Source organism: Actinoallomurus bryophytorum, from assembly GCF_006716425.1.
Taxonomy (GTDB): Bacteria; Actinomycetota; Actinomycetes; order Streptosporangiales; family Streptosporangiaceae; genus Actinoallomurus; species Actinoallomurus bryophytorum.
On sequence record NZ_VFOZ01000001.1, the window covers coordinates 6,809,731 to 6,830,110 of the forward strand.

The window sequence follows — 20,380 nt, forward strand, 5'->3', positions numbered from 1 at the left end:
CTTCCATGACCGCAGATCCCGGGGATCGGGGCGACGCGCGGGTGCCGGCGCGCCCCGGCCTCCGGGATGTGGCCAAGCTCGCCGGGGTGTCGCACCAGACGGTGTCTCGGGTCTTCAAGGACCACCCGAGGGTGAGCACGGAGACCCGGGCCAAGGTCCTGGCGGCGGCCGCCCAGCTGGACTTCCGGCCCAACGCCTTCGCGCGTGCCCTCGCCACCGGCCGGTCGCGCACGCTCGGCGTGGTCAGCTTCGACGCGAGGCAGTTCGGGCCCGCGTCGATGATCAGTGAGATCGAGCACTGCGCGCGCGAGGCCGACTACTTCACCAGCGTCATCGCGCTGCAGTCGACCAGCGAGCGTTCGATCGCCGAGGCGGCGGAGCGGCTGCGCGGCCAGGGAGTGGACGGGCTGATCGTGATCCCCGGCCATGCCCCGCTGACCCAGACCATCAAGCACCTGCCGCGGGACCTGCCCGTCGTGGTCATGGAGAGCGAGACGATCGTCCCGGCGGTCGGGGTGGACCAGTACACCGGGCCGAAGGCGGCCACCCGCTACCTCCTCGACCTCGGCCACCGGACCGTTCACCACCTGCCCGGCCCGATGTCGTGGCTGGAGGCGCGCGAGCGTCACCGCGGCTGGCGCGACGCGCTGACCGACGCCGGAGCGCCGGTGCCGCCGACCATCCCCGGCGACTGGAGTGCCGGGTCGGGGTACGAGCGAGGTCTGGCTCTGGCGGCCGACCCGCAGGTCACGGGGGTGTTCGCGGCCAACGACCAGAACGCTCTGGGCCTGCTGCGCGCCCTGCACGAGGCGGGCCGCAGGGTGCCGGACGACGTCAGCGTGATCGGCTTCGACGACATCCCCGAGGCGGCGTACTTCATTCCGCCGCTCACCACGATCCGTCAGGACTTCACCGCCGTCGGCCGGTCCAGCGTGAACCTCCTGCTCGAGCAGATCGAGAGCGGCCACCGCAGTGACAACAAGATCATCATTTCCACCGAGCTGGTCAGCCGGAGCAGCGCCGGGCGGGCACCCGCGTAACCCGTCCCATCCCGCGACCGGTGCCCGTGAAAGGAAGACCATGTCGGCCCATGCCGTCACCGCGTCCACCGCTCGTACGTCCGTGCGGCTCGCGGACGGACGAGAGCTCATCTACTTCGACGACGCGCCCGGGCTGGACCGTTCGACGCTCGACCTGCGCGACCTGCCCCCGTACGCGCCCGCCGCCGAGCTGGCCTACGACGTGCTGCACGACGAGGAGGTCCTCGTCGCCGCCCACCGGCAGAACCGCACCTACCAGCCGGCGCCCGGAGAGTGTCCGCTGTGCGCCTCTCGCGGCGACCACCTCAGCGAGATCCCGGCCACCGGCTACCACGTGGTCTCGTTCGAGAACCGCTTCCCCTCCCTCGGCGGCCCGGCGGGCGGGCGCTGTGAGGTGCTGTGCTTCACCAGCCTCCACGACGGGTCCTTCGCGGCCCTGCCGCCCGAACGGCTGGCCACCGTCGGCCGTGCCTGGGCCGACCGCACGGCCGAGCTCGGGAAGCGCCCTGACGTGGAGTACGTCTTCCTGTTCGAGAACCGCGGCGCGGCGATCGGTGCGACGCTGCCGCACCCGCACGGCCAGATCTACGCCTTCCCGTACGTTCCGCCGACCCCGCGCCGGATGCTCGCCGCCGCCGGGCGGTTCCGGGAGGCGCACGGCCGGTGCCTGATGTGCGAAGTGGTCGCCCGCGAGGCCGCCGGGCCGCGCGTCGTGGCCGAGACCGACGGCTTCCTCGCGTACGTGCCCGAGGCCGCCCGCTGGCCGTACGAGGTCTACGTCGCCCCGCGCTCCTGCGTCCCCGACCTGCCCGCGCTGGACGCCGCACGGCGTGACGAGCTCATGCGTCTTTACGCCGACGTGCTCCGCCGCTTCGACGCCCTCTTCGAGCACCCGACGCCGTACATGGCCTGCTGGTACCAGGCCCCGGCGCATGCGTCGCGCGACGCGGCGCACCTGTGTGCCCGCGTCTACACGCCGCAGCGCACCGCCGACAAGCTGAAGTTCCTCGCCACGAGCGAGACCGGCGGCGGCGCGTACATCAACGACGTCCTCCCCGACGCCGCCGCCGCCCGCCTCCGCGAGCTCTGACCCGGCCGGTCACCGTCAGGCCGGCTCCGCGGCGGGGGCATAGGCGTCTCGTGCGAGGCCGAGCTCGGCGATCGCGACGGCGCGGCGCTCGTCCATCGAACGGTTCGCGGCGGCGCCGACCAGCACGCTCCTGATCCCGTCCTGGAAGCCCGCGCGGCGGTGCAGAGGGTCCGGCGCGGCCTCGCGGAACACGTCGTCGAGGAGCTTCAGCTCCAGGCGCCCTTCGGTGCCGTTGAACGCGACACGGTATCCCTCCCATGGGGCGTGCGCGTTCGCGTGTCGCACAGGGCGACGGGGACACCGACGTCGCGGTGCGTTCCGAGGAGCGCCGCGAAGTACATCTCGCCGCGATGGCCCGTGCCGACGAGCGCATACCGGCGGCGGCCACGATCGGCACGGTCCGGGCGCGTCATCCCGCCTCCGTCCATGGGCGGGTGGCGGCCCGCGGATCGCGGGCCGCCACCCGGGGCATCGTCAGCTCGTCGCGGACTTCACCTGGTCCAGGTACTCCTGAACCGCCTTCGGGACCGAGACGCGGTTGAAGAGCACCTCCTCGTTGATCCGGCTGAGGATCTTCTCCACGTCGCCCGCGCCCTTCGGCGGCAGCGCCGGGGGCGGCGCGAGCCCGGGGGCGATCTCCTTGACGAAGCTCGCGGACTTCTGGTCCGCGGGGCTCAGTTCCCCGGTGATCTGCGCGCGGAGCCGGGTGTTGATCGGCAGACCGCGGTCGCTGAGCTGGAGCTTGGCGGCCTCGGGGTCGTTGATCAGGAAGTTGATGAACTGCGCCGCGTCTTTGGGGTGCTTGCTCCGGCCCGAGAGCGACCAGAACATCGCGGGCTTGAGGAAGGTGCCGGGCTTGGTGGCCTGCGACTCGCCGGGCATGCGCAGGAGTTCGAGCGGGGCCTTCGAGTCGGTGGACAGGGCGCCCAGTTGGTTGGTCCACCAGAAGCTCGACGCGCCCTTGTTCGTGGCGAGCAGCGACTGGTCGATGCCGGCCGACCACGTCTCGTGCGTAACCGACGCCGACGGCTCGGCCTTGGTGTCGCGCATCTTCACGATCATGTTGAACCAGGCCGTCAGCGTCGAGGTCGACATGCCCGGCTTGCCGTCGGGGGTGAACAGGTCCTCGCCCTGCTGGCGGGCGAACACCTGGAGCCCGCCGTCGTAGTAGCCCATGTCCTCGGTGCCGTGGAAGGCACCCTTGCTACCCATGGTGATCTTGGCCGCGGTGTTCACGAAGTCGTCCCACGACCACTTCTTGTCGTCGGGGAGGGTGACCCCGGCCTGCTTGACGAGCGTGGGGTTGACCACGAGCGCGAAGGCGTTGACCCCGGTGGGGATCGCGTACGTCTTGCCGTCGAGCCGGCCGGTCGACAGAGCCGGCTTGTCGAGCTGAGAGTCGTCGATCACGCTGGGCATGTACCGCGTGAGGTCGGCGAGAGCGCCGCGGTCGGCGTACTCGTGCACGTAGCGGAAGTCCTGCTGGATGATGTCGGGGGTGTTGCCGCCCGCGACCGTCGTGGCCAGCCGGTCCCAGTAGTCGTCCCACCCGGTGTACGTCGGGCTGATGACGACGTTCGGATGCGACTTCTCGTACAGCGCGATGAGCTTCTTGGTCGTCGTGTGCCGGGTGTCACTACCCCACCACGTCATCGTCAGGTGGACCTTGCCGTCCGAACCCGATCCTCCGCCGCAGGCGCCCAGGGCCAGGGCCAGGACGAGCGGCACCGCGAACGCTCTGAAGCGCCGGCCGCCCCCTCGGCGGACGCCTCGAGGTTTGTGGAACACGGGGGTTCTCCTTTCTCCGTTCATTTGAGCCCGGTTGTGGCGATGCCGCGCACGAGGTATCGCTGACCGGCGAGGAAGAATCCGAAGACCGGCGCCAGGGAGACGATCGACATGGCGAAGACCGGTCCCCACGGCGTCTGGCTGGTGGAGTCGACGAAGGTCCGCAGCGCGACCGGAACGGTGTACATCTTCGGATCGGTGAGGAACACCAGCTGGTGGAAGAAGTCGTTCCACGTCCAGATGAAAGTGAAGATCGCGGTCGTCGCCAGTGCCGGCAGCGAGAGCGGCAGGATGATGCGGAAGAAGATTCTGAAATGCCCGCAGCCGTCGATTCTGGCGGCCTCGTCGAGGTCGCGGGGGAGTGACCGGATGAACTGCACCATCAAGAAGACGAAGAAAGCGTCGGTGGCGAGCAGTTTCGGCACGATCAACGGCAGGTAGGTGTTCAGCCAGCCGAGCTTGGAGAAGAGGATGTACTGCGGCACGATCACCACGTGGATCGGCAGCATGATCGTGCCGAGCATCAGCGCGAACCACATCTTCTTCAGCCGGAACTCCAGCCGGGCGAAGGCGTAGGCGGCCGCCGAGCAGGCCAGCAGGTTCCCCGCGATCGCCCCGGTCACCACGATCAGTGAGTTGACGATGTACCGGCCGAAGGAGATGCCGTTGGCGTTCCAGCCGGCGGGGTAGTTCTTCGCGGTGTAGCTCTTCGCGAACAGGTCGGGATGGCTGAAGATGTCGGACGTGTGCTTGAAGGAGCCGACCAGCATCCAGATCAGTGGATACAGCATCACGATGCCGAAGAGGATCAGCGCCGCGTGCACTAAGAGCCGGGGGCGGCGAGGCCGGGACCGGGGCCGCCGTGCCGTCGCACTCCTCATCACGTTACTCGTCGCCATAGAACACCCAGAATTTCGAAGCGATGAAATTGATCGCGGTGAGCACCGCGACGATGAGCACGAGAACCCATGCCAGCGCCGCCGCGTATCCCATGTCGAAGCTGCCGAAGCCCTTCTGGTAGATGTAAAGCGTGTAGAAGAGCGTCGAGTCGGCAGGCCCTCCCTCGCCCCCGCTGACGATGAACGCCTGGGTGAAGCTCTGGAACGCGTGGATGAGCTGGAGGACCAGGTTGAAGAAGACGACCGGCGACAGCAGCGGCAGCGTGATCCGGGTGAACCGCCGGATCCGGCCGGCTCCGTCCAGCGCCGCCGCCTCGTAGTAGGTGCCCGGAATCTGCCGCAGTCCCGCGAGGAAGATCACCATCGGGGCGCCGAACGTCCACACGTTCAACGCGATCAGGGACCCGAGTGCGAACCTCGGATCGGAGATCCAGCCGGGCAGGTTGTGCAGGCCGAGATGCCCGAGAAGCCCGTTCACCAGGCCGTCCGCCCCGAACATCTGCCGCCACAGCACGGCGACGGCGACACTCGTGCCGAGCAGCGACGGCAGGTAGTAGACCGACCGGTAGACCGCCAGCCCCCCGATACCCCGGTCGAGCACCACGGCGAGCGCCAGCGCCAGCGCGAGTTGCAGCGGCACCGAGACACCGACGTAGATGAAGGTCACCTTCAGCGCGTGGTAGAAGCGCGGGTCGCCGAACATGCGGCGGTAGTTCTCGAGCCCCGTCCACTCCGGCGCGTTGAGCAGGTTGTACTTGGTGAACGACAGGTACAGGGAGGCCAGCAGCGGCCCCAGCGTGATGAGGAACAGGCCCGCGAACCACGGCGCCAGGAAAACGTAGTGCGCGTAACGGTCCGAGAAGGAGCGCCGCGGACGGTCGCGCCGGGCACGTCCGCGCTGCTCGCCCGCCGGGGCGGCGGGTGTGTCCCCGCGGCCTTCGCCTCCGGCGGTCAGCAGGGCCGTCGGGGGATCGTCTATCTCGGGCACGACCGGCTTCCTTCGATCGACCTGTGGGTAAACGCTTGCCAGAGAAGCGCGGTAGACAGGGGGTGTCAACCCCTTGAAATGTCACCGTCCGGCGTCTTTTCGCCGTCTTGCCACCTGATATCCCGCCCCATCAGTGAAAACGTCATCGCGGGCTGAAAGCCGCCCTGTGCAGTTCGACGCGTTCGACATGGGCAAGCGCTTTCCCATTTTCGCTTCACGACTTATGGTGAGCCCGTGCCCGGACTCCTCCCGCCCCCCGGCGGTCCGCCTTCGCCCGAGTCCGTTCCCGGCACGCCCGCACGCGTCGTACTGGCCGGGGCGCACGGACACGGACGGTCACACCTGCGCAACCTCGGCCGGCTCGTCCGCTCCGGCGCGGTGACCGTGGCCGGCGTGTGCGACCCCAGGCCCGCGAGCGCCGACGCCCTGGCCGGCCTCGACGACCCCCCGCAGAGCCGCGACCTGGCGGACCTGCTGGCCCGCACGCGGCCGGACGTCACGATCATCTGCACGCCGATCCACACCCACGCCGAGCTCGCGGTGGCCGCGATGGAGGCCGGCTCACACGTGCTGCTCGAAAAGCCCCCCGCCGCCGGCCGCGCCGAGTACGACCGGATCGCGCGCACCGCCGAGCGCACCGGGCGCGCCTGCCAGATCGGCTTCCAGGATCTGGCCTCGTCGGCGCTTCCGGCGATCGCGCGGCTCGTCGGCGACGGCGCGATCGGCGACCGGCTCGGGATCTCAGGCGCGTGCGCGTGGGTGCGGCCGATGCGCTACTTCACCCGGTCGCCGTGGGCGGGCCGGCGCGCGATCGGCGGCCGGCCCGTGGTCGACGGCGCGCTGACCAACCCGTTCGCCCACGCCGTCGCGTCCGCGTTACACCTGGCCCGCGCCACCGCCCGCGCCGACCTGGCGCGGATCGAGGTCGAGCTCTACCGCGCGAACGCCATCGAGTCCGATGACACCTCCTGCGTCCGCGTGCGTGACCGGCACGGCACGCCCGTCACCGTCGCGGCCACCCTGTGCGCGGCGGCCGACCACGACCCGCACCTCGTCGTCCACGGCAGCCGCGGCCGCGTCACACTCTTCTACAAGCGCGGCGAGGTCAGACTGGAGTCGGGCGGCACGCGGGAGACCGCCCTCTACCCCCGCACCGACCTGCTGGAGAACCTGATCGCGCACGTGGCGCGGCCGGACGCCGTGGAGCTCCTCGTCCCGCTGCACGCGACCGGCGCGTTCACCGCGGTCGTGGACGCCGTGCGCACCGCCCCGGACCCCGCCGAGATCGGCGAGCCGCACTCCGTACGGGTCGCCGACGAGCACGGGGAGCGGTTCGTCATCCACGGCATCGACGACCTGGTGGCGGCCTCCTCGGCGGACTTGGCGCTGTACTCCGAGCTCGGTGCCCCCTGGGCGGCGGCGCCCACCGCGTACGACATCGGCGGCACTCCGTCCGCCGCCACGACCGTCCCGGCGGAGGCCCCATGAGTGAGCCGGCGACCCTCCGCCTCGGCGGCACGACCGTCGCCTGGTACGACGACGGCGCCGCGCTCGAGCCGCCGCTGGCCCCCCGTCCTCACCTCCATCCCGTACGCACCCTCGCCGGCACCACGGTGACCGACGCGTGCCCGGCGGACCACAGGTGGCACCTCGGCGTGTCCGTCGCGATCCAGGACGTCGACAGGACCAACTTCTGGGGCGGCCGCACGTACGTACGGGACCACGGCTACCAGTGGCTCGGCGACCACGGCCGCGTCATCCGCGGCGAATGGCTGGAGCGCGCCGCGGACCACCTGGAGGAGCGCCTCGACTGGCTCGGCCGGGACGGCTCGGTGCTGCTCACCGAGCACCGCACCCTGCGCGCCTCCGCCATGCCGGTGCCCGGCGCCTGGCGGCTCGACCTGACCTTCACCCTGCGAAACGCCACCGGCCACGCGATCGAACTCGGCAGCCCGGCCACCAACGGCCGTGACCGGGCCGGGTACGGCGGCTTCTTCTGGCGGCTGCCCGCCCACGACGGCTCGCTCGGCGTCTTCACCGCCGGCGCCTCGGGAGAGGACGCCGTGCACGGCACGGTCTCGGGCTGGATCGCGGTGACCGCGGCCGACCAGGCCGGCCGGGAGTGGTCGGTCGTCGTCGAGCACGGCGGCGAGCCGTCCGCGTGGGATCCCTGGTTCGTCCGCGTGGCCGGCTATCCGGGGATCGGCGCCGCCCTCGCGTGGGCCGCACCCGTCTCTCTCGACGCGGGCGACGAAATGCGGCGCTCGTTCCGAGCGGTTATCGTGGACGCGAAGGCCGTGGACACCGCTCGGGTGGAGCTGTGGTTGCGGCGGGCCCGGCTCTGATGCCCGCCTCGGGCCGAAACGAAGGACGGGGAATGACCTGGCAGGGGCCTGCCACGCTCGCCATGGTCGCGGCGGAGGCCAAGGTCTCGGTGGCCACGGCGTCTCGCGTGCTCAACGGCGAGCGCAAGGTCGGCGAACCCCACCGGTCCCGCGTGCTGCGGGCCGCGGAGCGACTCGGCTACCGGCCGAACGCCCTGGCCCAGGCCACCGCGCGAGGAGCCAGCAACCTCGTGGGCCTGATCGTCCATGACGTCGCCGACCCGTACTTCTCCACCATCGCCGACGGCGTCGTGCGGATCGCGGAGGAACACGGCTTCGTGGTCGTACTCGGCAGCACCCGCCGGATCCCCGAGCAGGAGCTGAAGTACGTCACGGCGCTCCACTCCCAGCGCGCCCAGGCGATCATCATCGCGGGCAGCCGCACCACCGATCAGACCTACCTCGCGAAGCTGAACAAGGAGCTCGACAGCTTCCGTGGCGGTGGCGGCCGGGTCGCCGTCATCAGCCAGAACCGTCTCGGCTCGCACACCGTGCAGCCGCTCAACCGGGCCGGCGCCCGTGACCTGGCCGAGGCGCTGTACGACCTCGGGCACCGCCGCTTCAACGTCCTGGCCGGGCCGAAGAACCTCACCACCTCGACGGACCGGCTGGCCGGGTTCCTCAAGGGACTGGCGCGGCGCGGTGTCGCACGGAAGTCCGTCCAGGTGCTGCACGGGGCGTTCACCCGGGACGGCGGCTTCGAGCTCGGCAGCCGCATCGCCGAGCAGGACATCGGGGGGACGTGCGTGTTCGCCACCAACGACGTGATGGCGGTCGGCGCGATGGCGGCCTTCCGAGCCCGTGGCATCGCCGTGCCGGACGACGTCGCGGTGGCCGGTTTCGACGACATCGCGACGCTGCGGGATCTCGTCCCCTCCCTGACCACGGTCCGGCTGCCCCTCGAGGAGATGGGTGTCCAGGCCGCCGAGCTGGCGCTGACCACCGCCGGGCGCTCCCCGCGGGTGATCTCCGTACGCGGTGAGGTCGTCCTGCGGGAGAGCACCCGCCCGCGCTGAGACGGCCGGCCCTCGTCCACCGGTCTATCGCGCGGTGCTCCGGCGGAATCGTGCGGGTGTCGATCCGGTCGCCTGGCGGAAGGCCCGGCCGAACGCGGACTCGGAGCCGTACCCGACTTTGGCGGCGACCACGGCGACCGTTAGATCCGTGTCGGTGAGCAGATCGGCCGCGTACATCAGCCGGATGTTCGTGAGGAACGCGCCGACGGTCATCCCGGTGCCGCGGGAGAAGCGCCGGACGAACGTGGCCCGTGACATGCCGGCGACTCGGGCGAGGTGCGCGATCGACCAGTCGTCGCCCGGATCGCCGAACACCGCGTCGATGGCGGCCCGGATCCGCTCGTCGTCGACCGCGGTCCACAGTGCCGCCTCGGTGAGCCGCCGGTTCGACCGTCGCAGCACCATCGCGAGCAGTGCGTTGCAGAGCGAGGAGAGTACGGCGGTGGTGCCGGGTCCGTCGTTCTGTGCCTCCCGTCGCATGATCGCGGCGAGCATCCGGGCGTCGTCGGTCTCCTCCGACCCGGCGAAGGACGCGAAAAGGGGGTCGGGGAGGCTGCGGAGCAGCATCGGACCCGCGCCGGAGCCGACCGTGTAGTGCCCGCACAGGAGATCGATCACCGGCTCGCCCGTGCGGCTGTGGATGGTGTCGAACGTGGTGCCGGGCGTCTCCACGACCGCCTGGGCTCGCCCGGTGCCGAGAGTACGGATTCGATGTGCGGCGCCACGGGGGAGCAGTACGACATCGCCCGCCTGCATCTGGATGCGCCGATCGGCGAGTTCGAGCACGCACGCGCCGTCGAGCAGCACGTGGAACGGGGCCTCGCCCTCGCCGCGCTCGGCCACGTCCATCAGGGTGGTGCCGGCGAGGAGGCACCGCTTGTCCAGAGCCGCCTGCAGTCGCGCGAGGCGGATGAGATGGGTGATGAGGTCCACGAGTGAGCCGATCGAGCCGAAAAATGAGACGAACAGGCCTTGTACGCTCAATTCTAGGTGTTCGAAGCTGGAGCCATGGACAACCCAAAGGAGACTCTTCACGCCGACGTCCTCGTCCTGGGCTTCGGTAAGGGCGGCAAGACCGTCGCGGCGGCGATGGGCCGTCTCGGCAAGCGCGTCGTCCTCGTCGAGCAGTCGGACCAGATGTACGGCGGCACCTGCCCCAACATCGGCTGCGTGCCGACGAAGGCCCTCGTCCACCACTCCGGCAAGCGCCGTACGGGCGACCCGGCGCAGGAGTGGTACGAGCACGCCGTGGAAGAGGTCCAGGCGCTCACGAGCCGATTTCGCGGGGGGAACTTCGACGCGCTGAACGGCGCCGACACCGTGACGGTCGTCACCGGCCGGGCCGCGTTCGTCGACCAGCACTCCGTCGAGGTGGGATCCGGGAGTGAACGTCTGGTCGTCACGGCCGAGACGATTCTGATCAACACGGGGTCCGAGCCGATCATCCCCGACACTCTCGGGCTGCGCGAGAGTGAGTACGCCCTGACCAGTACCGATCTGATCCAGCGGACGGTCCTGCCCGAGCGGCTCGTGATCATCGGTGGCGGCTATCTCGGCCTGGAGTTCGCGTCGATCTACCGCCGGTTCGGTTCGCAGGTGACCGTGCTCGAGTCCGCCCCGCGGATCCTCGGTCGTGACGATGAGGACGTCGCCGCCGCAGCCCAGGGCATCCTCGAGGACGAGGGCATCAAGATCATTACTAGCGTGTGCGTCGTCGAGGTCCGCGACCGTCCGGCCGACGTGACCGTCGTCTACGACAGGGACGGCCGGCAGGAGACCGTCGACGCCGACGTCATCCTGGTCGCCACCGGCCGTGCGCCGGCGACCGCCGGTCTCCGGCTCGAGGCCGCGGGGGTCCGCACGACCGAAGGCGGAGGGATCGAGGTCGACGAGTACCTGCGGACGAGCCGGCCGGGCATCTATGCCCTCGGCGACGTCAACGGCGGGCCGCAGTTCACCTACATCTCCCTGGACGACAGCCGCATCGTCCTCGACCAGCTCATCGGGGAGGGCAAGCGCTCGACGGCGGACCGGGTCGCGATTCCCCACACGCTGTTCATGACCCCGCCGCTGGCGACCGTCGGGCTCACCGAGAGGGAGGCGCGCGAAGCGGGTCACGTGGTGAAGGTCACGCGTGAACCCGTCGCCGAGATCGTCGCGATGCCTCGCGCGTACGTAGTCGAGGAGACCCGCGGCCTCATGAAGTTCGTGATCGACGCCGAGACCGACGAGATCCTCGGCGCCGCGCTGCTGAGCGTCGACGCGCAGGAGCTCATCAACACGGTCGCGCTCGCCATGCGGTACGGCATCAAGGCGGCCGAACTCCGCGACGGCGTCTACACCCATCCCAGCTCGACCGAGGCGTTCAACGAGGTACTCGCGGCCGTCGTGTGATGTCGGGTCCTAGGCGAGCAGCTTCGCGGGCAGGCCGAAGGCGGTGAGGTCGGCGGACAGGAAGGCGGTCACCTCGGCCACCTGTCCGTCGCGGATCGTGAGGACGTCCAGCCCGCCGGGCACGTACGCCGCCGCGGCGTCGTCCCACAGGTAGGTGCCGAACGCGAGCTGGCCGTTGGCCGAGGTGGGCAGGAACCGCCACCGTGATCGCAGCGGGCCGCGCAGCAGGAACTCCCTGATGCCGGCGCGGCCGCGGTACCACTCGGGCAGCGGTGGCATGGAGTACCGTGCGTCCTCGGCGAGCATCGCCACGATCGCGTCGATGTCGCCGGCGTGCCACGCCTCGGCCCACCGGGTGACGATCTCGTCGACACGGGCCGTGCCGAGCGCGCGCAGCGTCGCCTGCTGGCTGGTGCCGGACGGGCCGATCGCCTTACGCGCGCGCTGCAGTGCGCTGTTCACCGAGGCGGTGGAGGTGCCGAGCAGGTCCGCGACCTCCGCGGCGGAGAATCGCAGCACCTCGCGCAGGATCAGCGCGGCCCGCTGTGACGCGGACAGCCGCTGCAGGGCGGCGACGAACGCGAGTTCCACGCTCTCGCGTTCGACATAGCGTGCCTCGGGGGAGACGTCGGCGTACGGCTCGAGCCAGCTGATCTCGGTCTCGGGGGTTCCGGGCAGGACGTCGACGGGTAGCTCACGCCGGCCGAGGCGTTCCAGCGCGGTGAGGCAGCGGTTCGTCGCGATCTTGTACAGCCAGGCTCGGACGAAGCCGCGTTCGTCGAGCCCGCCGACGCCCCGCCAGGCGCGGATGAGCGACTCCTGCACCGCGTCCTCGGCGTCGTGCACGGAGCCCAGCATCCGGTAACAGTGCGCCAGGAGCTCAGCGCGGTACGGGCCGACGAGCCGCTCGAAGGCGTCGGCGTTCCCGGACCGCGCGGCGGCCAGGAGATCGGCGGGTGTGCTCATGGGGCCATCTCCGCGTTCGCGATGAGTTCGGGGATCGGCGCGGGTTCTATCGGTGACACCATCACCAGGAGGACGACATGACCGACGACCAGCAGATCCGCGCCTTGATCGAACGCTGGGCGACCGCGGTGCACGACGGGGACATGGGCACGGTACTGGCCGGCCACGATCCCGGCATCGTGATGTTCGACGTCCCGCCGCCGGACGCGGGCGTACGCGGGATCGATGCCTACCGCGAGACCTGGCCGGGCTTCTTCGCGTGGCAGGCGAGTGGAGCGGTGTTCCAGATCGAGTCCCTGGACGTGACGGCCGGCACCGACGTCGCCTTCGCCTACGCGCTGCTGCGGTGCGGCACGGCCGCGGACTTCGCGCGCCGCCCTGAGCAGCGCCTGCGGCTCACCATCGGCCTGCGCAGGCTGAACGGCCACTGGACCGTGACGCACGAGCACCATTCGTTCCCCGACACGACCGGCTCACCCGAGGCGCCGGCGGAACGTGATGACCGGACCGCGACGACCTAGACGTTCTTGCCGAACGGCGATCACGGCACCGGCCGAGATCACGAGCACCCCGCGCCCGGGTGAGGAGGGAGCCGGCGGGAGCCGGCTCCCTCCCGATGCCGTGCTCGGCCAGCGTTGTACGTCTGGGCAGAGTCGACTGGTAGAAGGTCCCGACGAATCCGCCTTCGACGGAGAAGCTACCGCTGACGGTGTTGGTGTCGGGCACAGCCGGAGTCTCGACGCTACGTAACCTGCCGCTCGGCTTCCGCTGCGCACCGCACGCCAGAGGCGGGGCTGAACAGCGTCACCTGACTACATCCGGGCCCGGCGGCCGCCCGCCCTGGAAGCGCAGTGAGGCAAATTGACTCACAGAGACCTCCATGGGACTCTGCTCACTATGAGGCATTATGTCTCATAGTGAGCCGTCTCAGTTTAAGGAGAGCCGTGCGTATCGTCGTTCTGGGATCCACCGGGGCCACCGGCCGTCAGGTGCTGACCGTCGCGCTCGAGCGGGGCCACGAGGTCGTCGCGCTGGCCCGGCGGCCCGATGCGCTGTCCGGCGTGACCCACGGCAATCTGCAGGTCAGGCAGGCGGACGTGCATGATCCCGAGACGGTCACCTCGGCCTGCCGCGAGGCCGACGCGGTCATCAGCGCATTGGGCATGACCAGGGGAGCACCGGCCGGCACCTTGTCGGCGGGTGCCAGGGCCATCGCCGATGCCAAGCCGTCCCGCGTCGCCTGGATGGGCTCGCTCGGTGCGGGCGACTCCCTTCATCGCGCGGGATCGCTGTACGACTTCATCCTGCGCCGCGTGCTCGGCCACGGCTTCGCCGACAAGGCGGTCGCGGACGAGGCGGTCGCCGGTCCGCGGAGCACGGTGTTCCATCCCGTCATGCTCACGGACGGACCGGCGACGGGTAAGCCCAGGGTCGTCCCGCTGGACTTCCTCGACCGGTCCTGGCGGCTCATGCCGCCGAAGGTCGCCCGTGCCGACGTCGCCACGGCGATGGTCACCGAGATCGAGAATCCGGCGCACGCGGGGCGGACCGTCGTGGTGTTCTGATCAAGGCCGTCGCCGAGGCGAACGGCCCGGGCTAACGGTGCCAGATCCCCACACCGTCGATGAGCCGGTCGATGAGGTCGTCGGAGACCACGCCGTTCTGCATGGTCGTGCGGTAGACGATCGGGCCCACCAGCACCGCCGACAGATCCGTCGGACCGGCGTCGGTCTCCACCTCTCCGCTCGCCACGGCCGACCGGACGGCGGCGTGGATCCGTTCGGTGATCGTCTTGAGGGACTCGTCACGCCGGTGTGCGATCTCCGGATCCCAGATCGCGGATTGCATCAGCGTGAGCGAGACCGCGGCGACGGCCGGCACGGCGAGCTCGTCGGCCATCTGCCGGAGCTGCCGACGCAGCCACGGGCGCACCGGCGTCTCGGGATTCTTGAAAAGCGGCAGGTCGGCGCCGCTCATGACCTCGAGCAGTAGGTGTTCGGGCCGCGGCCAGTGCCGGTAGACGGTGGCACGCCCCACGCCCGCCTGCTGAGCGACCCGCTGATGCGTGATCGCGCCGGGACCCTCGCTCACCAGCAGATCCCGGGCGGCGGCGAGCATCGCCTCCCGGCTGCGCGCCGCCCGCGGGTCAGTCGAGTAACTCACCGTCACACCCTATGAGGCGCCTTGGCTCACCGCCGCCGTACAGCCGCCGAGCGCGTCAGAGGACAGTTCACCCTCCGTCGCGCCAAGATCTTAGCCAAGATTGTTGACAACTTATCCGCCGGGTTGCACTATGGCGCGCGGGGCTGCGTCACTCTCCCACCCCCTGTGCCGAGGAAGTGTTCCGATGAGTACTGAGAGCCGGCCCGCGTCGCGCCGGCCCGCGACGGCGGGACGATCTGCACCCGCACGTTCATCCCGCTGGAGGTGCACACCTCGATCGGCGTGCTCGGCGCCGTCACCGTGGCCACGGCGCTGCTGATGGACGGCGCGGCCGGCCACGAGCTGGCCGCGTTTCCGGCCCCGGGCGTCCCGATGAGCATCGAGCACCCCACCGGCCGCCTCGACGTCCAGGTCGAACTCGACACGACGACCGCCCAGCCCACGATCCGCCGATCGAGCACCGTCCGTACCGCCCGGCGACTGTTCGACGGAACCGTCTTCGCCCGCCCACCTCTTTCCAGTCCGGGAGCCGGTCATGACCATCAAGCATGAGATCGCGCACGTCGCGCACGTCGAGCTGCTGACGCCCGAGCCCGACAAGAGCCTGTGGTTCTTCACTCGCGTGATGGGCCTGACCGAGGTCGGGGCGGAGGGCGACTCGGTGTACCTGCGGACCTGGGACGACTACGAGCATCACACCCTCAAGCTGACCGCGCACGGCACGTCCGGCACCCGCCGTACCGGGCTGCGCGCCTCGTCGCAGGAGGCGCTCGACCGGCGGGTGCGGGCGATCGAGGACGCGGGCCTCGGCCTCGGCTGGCGGGACGGCGACCCGGGCATCGGCCCGACCTATGTCTTCCAGGACCCCGACGGCCACGAGCTGGAGATCTACTGGGAGAGCGAGTGGTACGAGGCACCACCGGAGCTGAAGCCGTCGCTGAAGAACCAGGCCCAGGCCTACCCGGCGATGGGCGTCTGCGTCCGACGCCTCGACCACGTCAACTTCCTGGCCGCCGAGGTCGAGCCGAGCACCGACTTCCTGCGGGAGGTGCTGGGCGGGCACCCGACCGAGCAGATTCAGCTCGACGACGGCACGATCGGCGGGCGCTGGGTCACCTTCACCAACAAGTCCTACGACCTCGTCTACACGCGTGACTGGACGCGCAGCAACGGACGCCTGCACCACATCGCGTTCGCCACCGACACCCGCGAGGACATCCTCCGCGCCGCCGACATCTTCCTCGACAATGACGTGTTCATCGAGACCGGCCCGCACAAGCACGCCATCCAGCAGACCTTCTTCCTTTACGTCTACGAGCCCGGCGGCAACCGGATCGAGCTGTGCAACCCGTGCGCGCGGCTCGTCCTGGCACCCGACTGGAAGACCATCACCTGGACCGAGGCCGAACGTGCCAAGGGCCAGGCGTGGGGACTGCGGACCATCGAGTCCTTCCACACCCACGGCACGCCGCCCGTGCCCGTGGACGGCTGACGCGGACCCGTGTTCAGCGCCAGCCGAGCGCCGGCGCCACGTGAACGAGGATGTTCTCCAGCAGGTGGGCGTTGTATTCGACGCCGAGCTGGCTCGGGATGGTCAGCAGCAGCGTGTCGGCGGCCTGGATGGCCTCGTCCTGGGCGAGTTGCTCGACCAGCACGTCCGGCTCGGCGGCGTACGACCGGCCGAAGACCGCTCTCGTCGTGTCGTCGATCATGCCGATCTGGTCCTGCGAGTTGCGGTCGTGCCCGAAGTAGGCGCGGTCCAGGTCGGTCGTGAGGGCGAAGATGCTGCGGCTCACCGACACCCGTGGCTCTCGCCGGTGGCCGGACTCCTTCCACGTCTCGCGGAACGCCTCGATCTGCTTGCGCTGCTGGACGTGCAGCGGCTCGCCGGTCTCGTCGTTCTTGAGTGTGGAGCTCTGCAGGTTCATGCCGAGCTTCGCGGCCCACGCACCGGTCGCGTTGGAGCTGGAGCCCCACCAGATGCGGTCGCGCAGGCCTTCGGAGTGGGGTTCGAGCCGCAGCAGTCCCGGCGGGTTGGGGAACATCGGCCGTGGGTTCGGCTGCGCGAAGCCCTCGCCCTCGATCACCGTGAGGAACGTCTCGGCGTCGCGGCGGGCCATGTCGGCATCCGTCTCGCCCTCGGCGGGGGCGTAGCCGAAGTAGCGCCATCCGTCGATCACCTGCTCGGGGGAGCCACGGCTGATGCCGAGCTGGAGCCGCCCGTCGGCGATGAGGTCGGCCGCGCCGGCCTCCTCGGCCATGTACATCGGGTTCTCGTAGCGCATGTCGATCACGCCGGTGCCGATCTCGATCTTCGAGGTACGCGCGCCGATCGCGGCGAGCAGCGGGAACGGGCTGGCCGCCTGGCGGGCGAAGTGATGCACCCGGAAGTAGGCCCCGTCCACGCCGAGCCCCTCGGCCGCGACCGCCAGGTCGATGGACTGGTGCAGGAAGTCACGTGCGGACCGGGTCTGCGACTGCGGGCTCGACGTCCAGTGCCCGAAGGACAAAAAGCCAATCTTCTTCACTCGGTCTCCCAGCGCGCGGCGGCCGCGTTTGATTCCCGCCCGCCGCGCGGGCCGTGACGTCGAGCCGGAGTGGCGCGGCTCGTCCACTCCCGTCGGCGCGACGCGTGGAACGGCATGGAACGCCTACGGGTCGGGGGCTGTCCGATTCCACGAGGAGAAAAATGAGTGGCAAGAAGAAGACGGCGGCGCTTCTCTCGGTGGCCGGCATATTGGCGACCGGTCTTGTGACCATCGCGGCGGGGACCGCACGGGCCGCTGTGACGGTCGACCCTGACACCTACTACGAGATCTTTCCTCGCTACTTCAACGTCACACAGCCGAAGTGCCTGGACGTGCCGAACGGCAGCAGCTCTCTCGGGCTGCGGCTTCAGGTCTTCCACTGCCACGGCTCCGCACCCAACGGCGCTCCCCAGCTCTGGAGGTTCGTGTCCGTGGGAGCCCCCCTCTACTGGATCGTCAACAAGGCCAGTGGCCGTTGCCTGGAGCCTCCGTCAGGCATCGGCGGCATCGTCGTCCAGGACACCTGCAGCGACCTGACCAGGTGGAGGCTGATACCCGCGAGCTTCGACACCAGAGATATGTTCATCGGTCTCGGATTGATAGGTGCGTGCGTCGGCACGGCCAACAATTCCGGCGATGACCACACGGCCGTGACCTATCAGAGCTGCTCGAACACGAGCTTCTTCTCGAACCAGGTTCAGCAGCAGGACTGGGCACTGGGATAGGCCGTGTTCGCCGGTCGGTCAGCCCTCCGTGGGTTCCGTACGGTAGATGTCGGCCGCGTCGGGCACCGTGGACACACCCAGCTCCTCCGCCACGCTCGCCACCGCCTGGGCCGCGACGGACGGATCGTGGCGGCCGTCGGCGGTGAAGTACGGCGCGACGTAGCGTTCGTAGTGCCGGCGGGCCTCGGTCTCGCTGAGGCTCGGGATGAGGGCGTTGACGTACCGAACGGCGAGGTCGGGCTCGTCGCGTACCGTGCGCAGGGCCCGGCGGTTGGCCCGGACGAGGGCGACCACCGCCGGATCGTCCGGCGCCGTGTGGGTGGTGTCCACGGCGATGCCCGTCGTCGGAATCCTGAAGTGGTCTCCGACGAAGGCCAGCAGCCGCAGGCCGTTCTCCTGGGCCGTGACCTCCGGCGCCAGGGTGCTGCCGACGAACGCCGCGTCCAGGGAGCCTTCGGCGAGCCGGCGGATGTGCCGGCCGTAGTCGCCCGGTTTCATGACGACCGGCTGGACGTCATGGTCCGGGTCGAGGCCGTGCCTCCTGAGCACGATGCGGGCGAAGCACCCGGGTGCGGTCCTCGGCGGGTGGATGCCGATCCTGCCGCCCCTCAGCCCCTCGACCGACGCGTAGGCGTCGCGGGCGAGCAGCCAGAACAGCGGCCGCTCGGTGTTGACGCACAGAGCGGTCCACGGGATGCCGTCCGTCACGCGCGACAGCACCGCCCGGCCCAGCCCGATCGTGGCGGTCCGCCGGACCCGTTCGCCGTCCCAGTCGCATCCGTCGCGCAGGGCGACGTGGACCCCCTCCTGCTCGTAGTAGTTCTCCTGGTCGGCGACATAGGCGACCAGTTCCTCGTGGATTCCCAGCCCGACGTAGGTCAGGTCGATGGTGTGCACGGCGAGGACTCCTTTCCGGTTTGCGTCAGTCCATGACCAGTCCGCCGTTGACCGGCGCGGTGGTGCCCGTGATGAATCCGCTGTCGTCACCCGCGTAGAAGGCGACGGCGCGTGCCACGTCGTCGGGGGAGGCGATGCGGCCCATTGCCGTCTGTGCCGCCTGGCGCTCCTTGTGCTCCTGGTCCAAGGCGGCGTCGGTGGTGACGGTCTCGTCCACCGGCCCCGGGGCCACCACGTTGACGGTGATCCCGTGCGGCCCGACCTCCTGCGCGACGAAGTGGGCGAACTGGCCCAGGGCCGCCTTCGACGTTCCGAGCGCGATCATGCCCTCACGTGGTTGCCGGCTGAGTACGGTGCCGAGATAGACGATCCGTCCGTAGCCGCGCGTGGTCATGCCGGGGACGACGGCCTTCGTCAGCAGGAAGGCCGCTCGCATCTCCTGTTCGAGCTTGCCGCCCAGTTCGTCCCACGAGATCTCGTCGAACGACTTGATGGCGTACGGGATCAGGGCGTTGTGGACCAGGACCTCCACCTCGCCCATCGCGCTCCGGACCTGGCCGACCATGCCGAGCACGGCGGACCCGTCGCGTACGTCGCCCTGTACGGCCATCGCCTGGCCGCCGGCGGACCTGATCGAGGCGACCACGTCGTCGGCCTCGCCGCGGCTGCTGCGGTAGTTGACGACGACCCGCATGCCACGGGATGCCAGCAACCGGGCCACGGCCGCACCGATCCCTCGGCTCGCGCCCGTGATGAGGGCGACCCTGCCGCCCTGGTGAACGTTCGTCATGTCGGCCTCCGGGAGTTTTCGGACGTGCCCGGCGAAGATGACCGGTCACCCGGTACGGACACCCCGCCTTCGCGGACCAGGGCTCCGCGCAGCACCACGTCGACGGTCTCGCGCAGCAGGTCGGCCGCGCTTCGGTCGAGCGCGAGCGGGAGTTCGGAGCTGAGCAGCCGCTCCAGGGCGCCGCGCGTGATCACACTGAGCAGCTCGGGCGGCGTGCTCAGCGCACCGGCGCGGTGGCCGGTCTGGAAGAGGTCGTCGATCCGCCGGTACACCACCGTCTCGACGCGCTGCTCCACATACGTTTTGAGCAGCGGATCGCCGCGTCCCCACAGCAGCTGGGGTGCGCCGATCCGCGACAACTCGCCCCCGGCCGCGACCAGGAAGTCCTCCACCTGGTGCTCGAACGGCGTGCCGGCCGAGGCGTCGACCGCCTCCGCGAGCGCCTTCTCGACCCGGGCGAACTGCCGGTCGAGCACCGCCGCGAGCACGCTGCGCTTTCCGGGGAAGTACCGGTAGATGGTCTTCTTGCTGATGCGGAGTTCGCGTGCGAGGTCGTCCATGCTGGTGCGGCTGAACCCGGCGGTGAAGAAGAGCCGCTCGGCGGTGTCCACCACCAGCTCGGCGACGTCGGGGTCGACCAGCCTGGAAACTGCGGAACCTCTTTGAGTTTCCATAGTGCAGAGCCTACGCGCCCGAATGCGGTGACGCCACC

General features: G+C 70.1%; 22 protein-coding genes. 11 read left to right on the forward strand and 11 right to left on the reverse strand.

The window, feature by feature from the left end; translation table 11 throughout:
- Positions 1–5 precede the first annotated feature (5 nt).
- Both FB559_RS31700 and galT read left to right on the forward strand, forming a co-directional pair.
- On the forward strand, positions 6–1,040 hold the full coding sequence (locus tag FB559_RS31700; protein ID WP_141960478.1) for a LacI family DNA-binding transcriptional regulator: 1,035 nt from the start codon (positions 6–8) through the stop codon (positions 1,038–1,040).
- Positions 1,041–1,080: 40 nt separating this feature from the next.
- Entirely contained in the window at positions 1,081–2,130 is a 1,050-nt protein-coding gene (gene galT, locus FB559_RS31705; protein ID WP_141960480.1) for a galactose-1-phosphate uridylyltransferase, read from the forward strand.
- Between the two features lie 15 nt (positions 2,131–2,145).
- Here the strand turns inward: galT and FB559_RS44920 are convergent, their stop codons facing one another.
- From FB559_RS44920 to FB559_RS31725, 4 genes are all read right to left on the reverse strand, one after another.
- Positions 2,146–2,415 carry a hypothetical protein gene (locus FB559_RS44920; RefSeq protein ID WP_221640266.1) on the reverse strand — a complete coding sequence of 90 codons (270 nt, stop codon included), beginning with the start codon at positions 2,413–2,415 and terminating at the stop codon, positions 2,146–2,148.
- A gap of 189 nt (positions 2,416–2,604) precedes the next feature.
- Positions 2,605–3,918 (reverse strand): ABC transporter substrate-binding protein, encoded by a 1,314-nt coding sequence (locus FB559_RS31715; protein ID WP_185792483.1) that lies wholly within the window; start codon positions 3,916–3,918, stop codon positions 2,605–2,607.
- A gap of 20 nt (positions 3,919–3,938) precedes the next feature.
- Complete coding sequence (locus FB559_RS31720; protein WP_246122246.1) at positions 3,939–4,799, reverse strand: carbohydrate ABC transporter permease; 861 nt, start codon at positions 4,797–4,799, stop codon at positions 3,939–3,941.
- A gap of 4 nt (positions 4,800–4,803) precedes the next feature.
- Positions 4,804–5,772 (reverse strand): carbohydrate ABC transporter permease, encoded by a 969-nt coding sequence (locus tag FB559_RS31725; RefSeq protein WP_425455123.1) that lies wholly within the window; start codon positions 5,770–5,772, stop codon positions 4,804–4,806.
- 267 nt (positions 5,773–6,039) lie between these two features.
- Here FB559_RS31725 and FB559_RS31730 point away from each other — a divergent pair, with 267 nt between their 5' ends.
- From FB559_RS31730 to FB559_RS31740, 3 genes are read left to right on the forward strand one after another with little or no spacing between them, the layout of a single operon-like run.
- On the forward strand, positions 6,040–7,293 hold the full coding sequence (locus tag FB559_RS31730; protein ID WP_141960486.1) for a Gfo/Idh/MocA family protein: 1,254 nt from the start codon (positions 6,040–6,042) through the stop codon (positions 7,291–7,293).
- Positions 7,290–8,150, forward strand: coding sequence for a DUF6807 domain-containing protein (locus tag FB559_RS31735; RefSeq protein ID WP_141960488.1), 861 nt, complete (start codon positions 7,290–7,292; stop codon positions 8,148–8,150). The genes FB559_RS31730 and FB559_RS31735 overlap by 4 nt, the downstream gene beginning before the upstream one ends.
- Positions 8,151–8,182: 32 nt before the next feature.
- Complete coding sequence (locus FB559_RS31740) at positions 8,183–9,205, forward strand: LacI family DNA-binding transcriptional regulator (protein WP_141960490.1); 1,023 nt, start codon at positions 8,183–8,185, stop codon at positions 9,203–9,205.
- Between the two features lie 24 nt (positions 9,206–9,229).
- Here the strand turns inward: FB559_RS31740 and FB559_RS31745 are convergent, their stop codons facing one another.
- Complete coding sequence (locus tag FB559_RS31745; RefSeq protein WP_221640267.1) at positions 9,230–10,189, reverse strand: cupin domain-containing protein; 960 nt, start codon at positions 10,187–10,189, stop codon at positions 9,230–9,232.
- A 24-nt stretch (positions 10,190–10,213) separates the two neighbouring features.
- On the opposite strand from FB559_RS31745, the gene FB559_RS31750 reads away from it, so the two are divergent.
- Positions 10,214–11,599 carry an FAD-dependent oxidoreductase gene (locus tag FB559_RS31750; RefSeq protein ID WP_141960493.1) on the forward strand — a complete coding sequence of 462 codons (1,386 nt, stop codon included), beginning with the start codon at positions 10,214–10,216 and terminating at the stop codon, positions 11,597–11,599.
- A 9-nt stretch (positions 11,600–11,608) separates the two neighbouring features.
- Here FB559_RS31750 and FB559_RS31755 read toward each other — a convergent pair whose 3' ends face one another.
- Positions 11,609–12,565 (reverse strand): sigma-70 family RNA polymerase sigma factor, encoded by a 957-nt coding sequence (locus FB559_RS31755; protein WP_141960495.1) that lies wholly within the window; start codon positions 12,563–12,565, stop codon positions 11,609–11,611.
- 77 nt (positions 12,566–12,642) lie between these two features.
- Between FB559_RS31755 and FB559_RS31760 the strand changes: the two genes are divergently transcribed.
- Together FB559_RS31760 and FB559_RS31765 are read left to right on the forward strand one after the other, a co-directional pair.
- Positions 12,643–13,086, forward strand: a complete 444-nt coding sequence (locus FB559_RS31760) for a YybH family protein (RefSeq protein ID WP_141960497.1) — start codon at positions 12,643–12,645, stop codon at positions 13,084–13,086.
- 423 nt (positions 13,087–13,509) lie between these two features.
- Positions 13,510–14,130: an NAD(P)-dependent oxidoreductase gene (locus FB559_RS31765; protein ID WP_185792484.1), complete on the forward strand. Its 621-nt coding sequence runs from the start codon at positions 13,510–13,512 to the stop codon at positions 14,128–14,130.
- Positions 14,131–14,161: 31 nt separating this feature from the next.
- Here FB559_RS31765 and FB559_RS31770 read toward each other — a convergent pair whose 3' ends face one another.
- Entirely contained in the window at positions 14,162–14,728 is a 567-nt protein-coding gene (locus tag FB559_RS31770; protein WP_221640268.1) for a TetR/AcrR family transcriptional regulator, read from the reverse strand.
- A gap of 252 nt (positions 14,729–14,980) precedes the next feature.
- Between FB559_RS31770 and FB559_RS31775 the strand changes: the two genes are divergently transcribed.
- Both FB559_RS31775 and FB559_RS31780 read left to right on the forward strand, forming a co-directional pair.
- Entirely contained in the window at positions 14,981–15,280 is a 300-nt protein-coding gene (locus FB559_RS31775) for a PrpF domain-containing protein (RefSeq protein WP_425455124.1), read from the forward strand.
- Positions 15,264–16,220 carry a catechol 2,3-dioxygenase gene (locus tag FB559_RS31780; protein ID WP_141960503.1) on the forward strand — a complete coding sequence of 319 codons (957 nt, stop codon included), beginning with the start codon at positions 15,264–15,266 and terminating at the stop codon, positions 16,218–16,220. The genes FB559_RS31775 and FB559_RS31780 overlap by 17 nt, the downstream gene beginning before the upstream one ends.
- Before the next feature lie 13 nt (positions 16,221–16,233).
- Here FB559_RS31780 and FB559_RS31785 read toward each other — a convergent pair whose 3' ends face one another.
- Positions 16,234–17,256 carry an LLM class flavin-dependent oxidoreductase gene (locus tag FB559_RS31785; protein WP_141960505.1) on the reverse strand — a complete coding sequence of 341 codons (1,023 nt, stop codon included), beginning with the start codon at positions 17,254–17,256 and terminating at the stop codon, positions 16,234–16,236.
- A 161-nt stretch (positions 17,257–17,417) separates the two neighbouring features.
- Here FB559_RS31785 and FB559_RS31790 point away from each other — a divergent pair, with 161 nt between their 5' ends.
- Positions 17,418–17,981 (forward strand): RICIN domain-containing protein, encoded by a 564-nt coding sequence (locus FB559_RS31790; RefSeq protein WP_141960507.1) that lies wholly within the window; start codon positions 17,418–17,420, stop codon positions 17,979–17,981.
- Between the two features lie 18 nt (positions 17,982–17,999).
- On the opposite strand, the gene FB559_RS31795 is transcribed toward FB559_RS31790, so the two are convergent.
- The 3 genes from FB559_RS31795 to FB559_RS31805 are packed head-to-tail and all read right to left on the reverse strand — an operon-like array spanning position 18,000 to position 20,342.
- On the reverse strand, positions 18,000–18,878 hold the full coding sequence (locus FB559_RS31795; RefSeq protein ID WP_141960509.1) for an ABC transporter substrate-binding protein: 879 nt from the start codon (positions 18,876–18,878) through the stop codon (positions 18,000–18,002).
- Between the two features lie 25 nt (positions 18,879–18,903).
- Positions 18,904–19,668, reverse strand: coding sequence for an SDR family NAD(P)-dependent oxidoreductase (locus FB559_RS31800; RefSeq protein ID WP_141960511.1), 765 nt, complete (start codon positions 19,666–19,668; stop codon positions 18,904–18,906).
- Positions 19,665–20,342 carry a TetR/AcrR family transcriptional regulator gene (locus tag FB559_RS31805; RefSeq protein WP_141960512.1) on the reverse strand — a complete coding sequence of 226 codons (678 nt, stop codon included), beginning with the start codon at positions 20,340–20,342 and terminating at the stop codon, positions 19,665–19,667. The genes FB559_RS31800 and FB559_RS31805 overlap by 4 nt, the downstream gene beginning before the upstream one ends.
- Positions 20,343–20,380 lie beyond the last annotated feature (38 nt).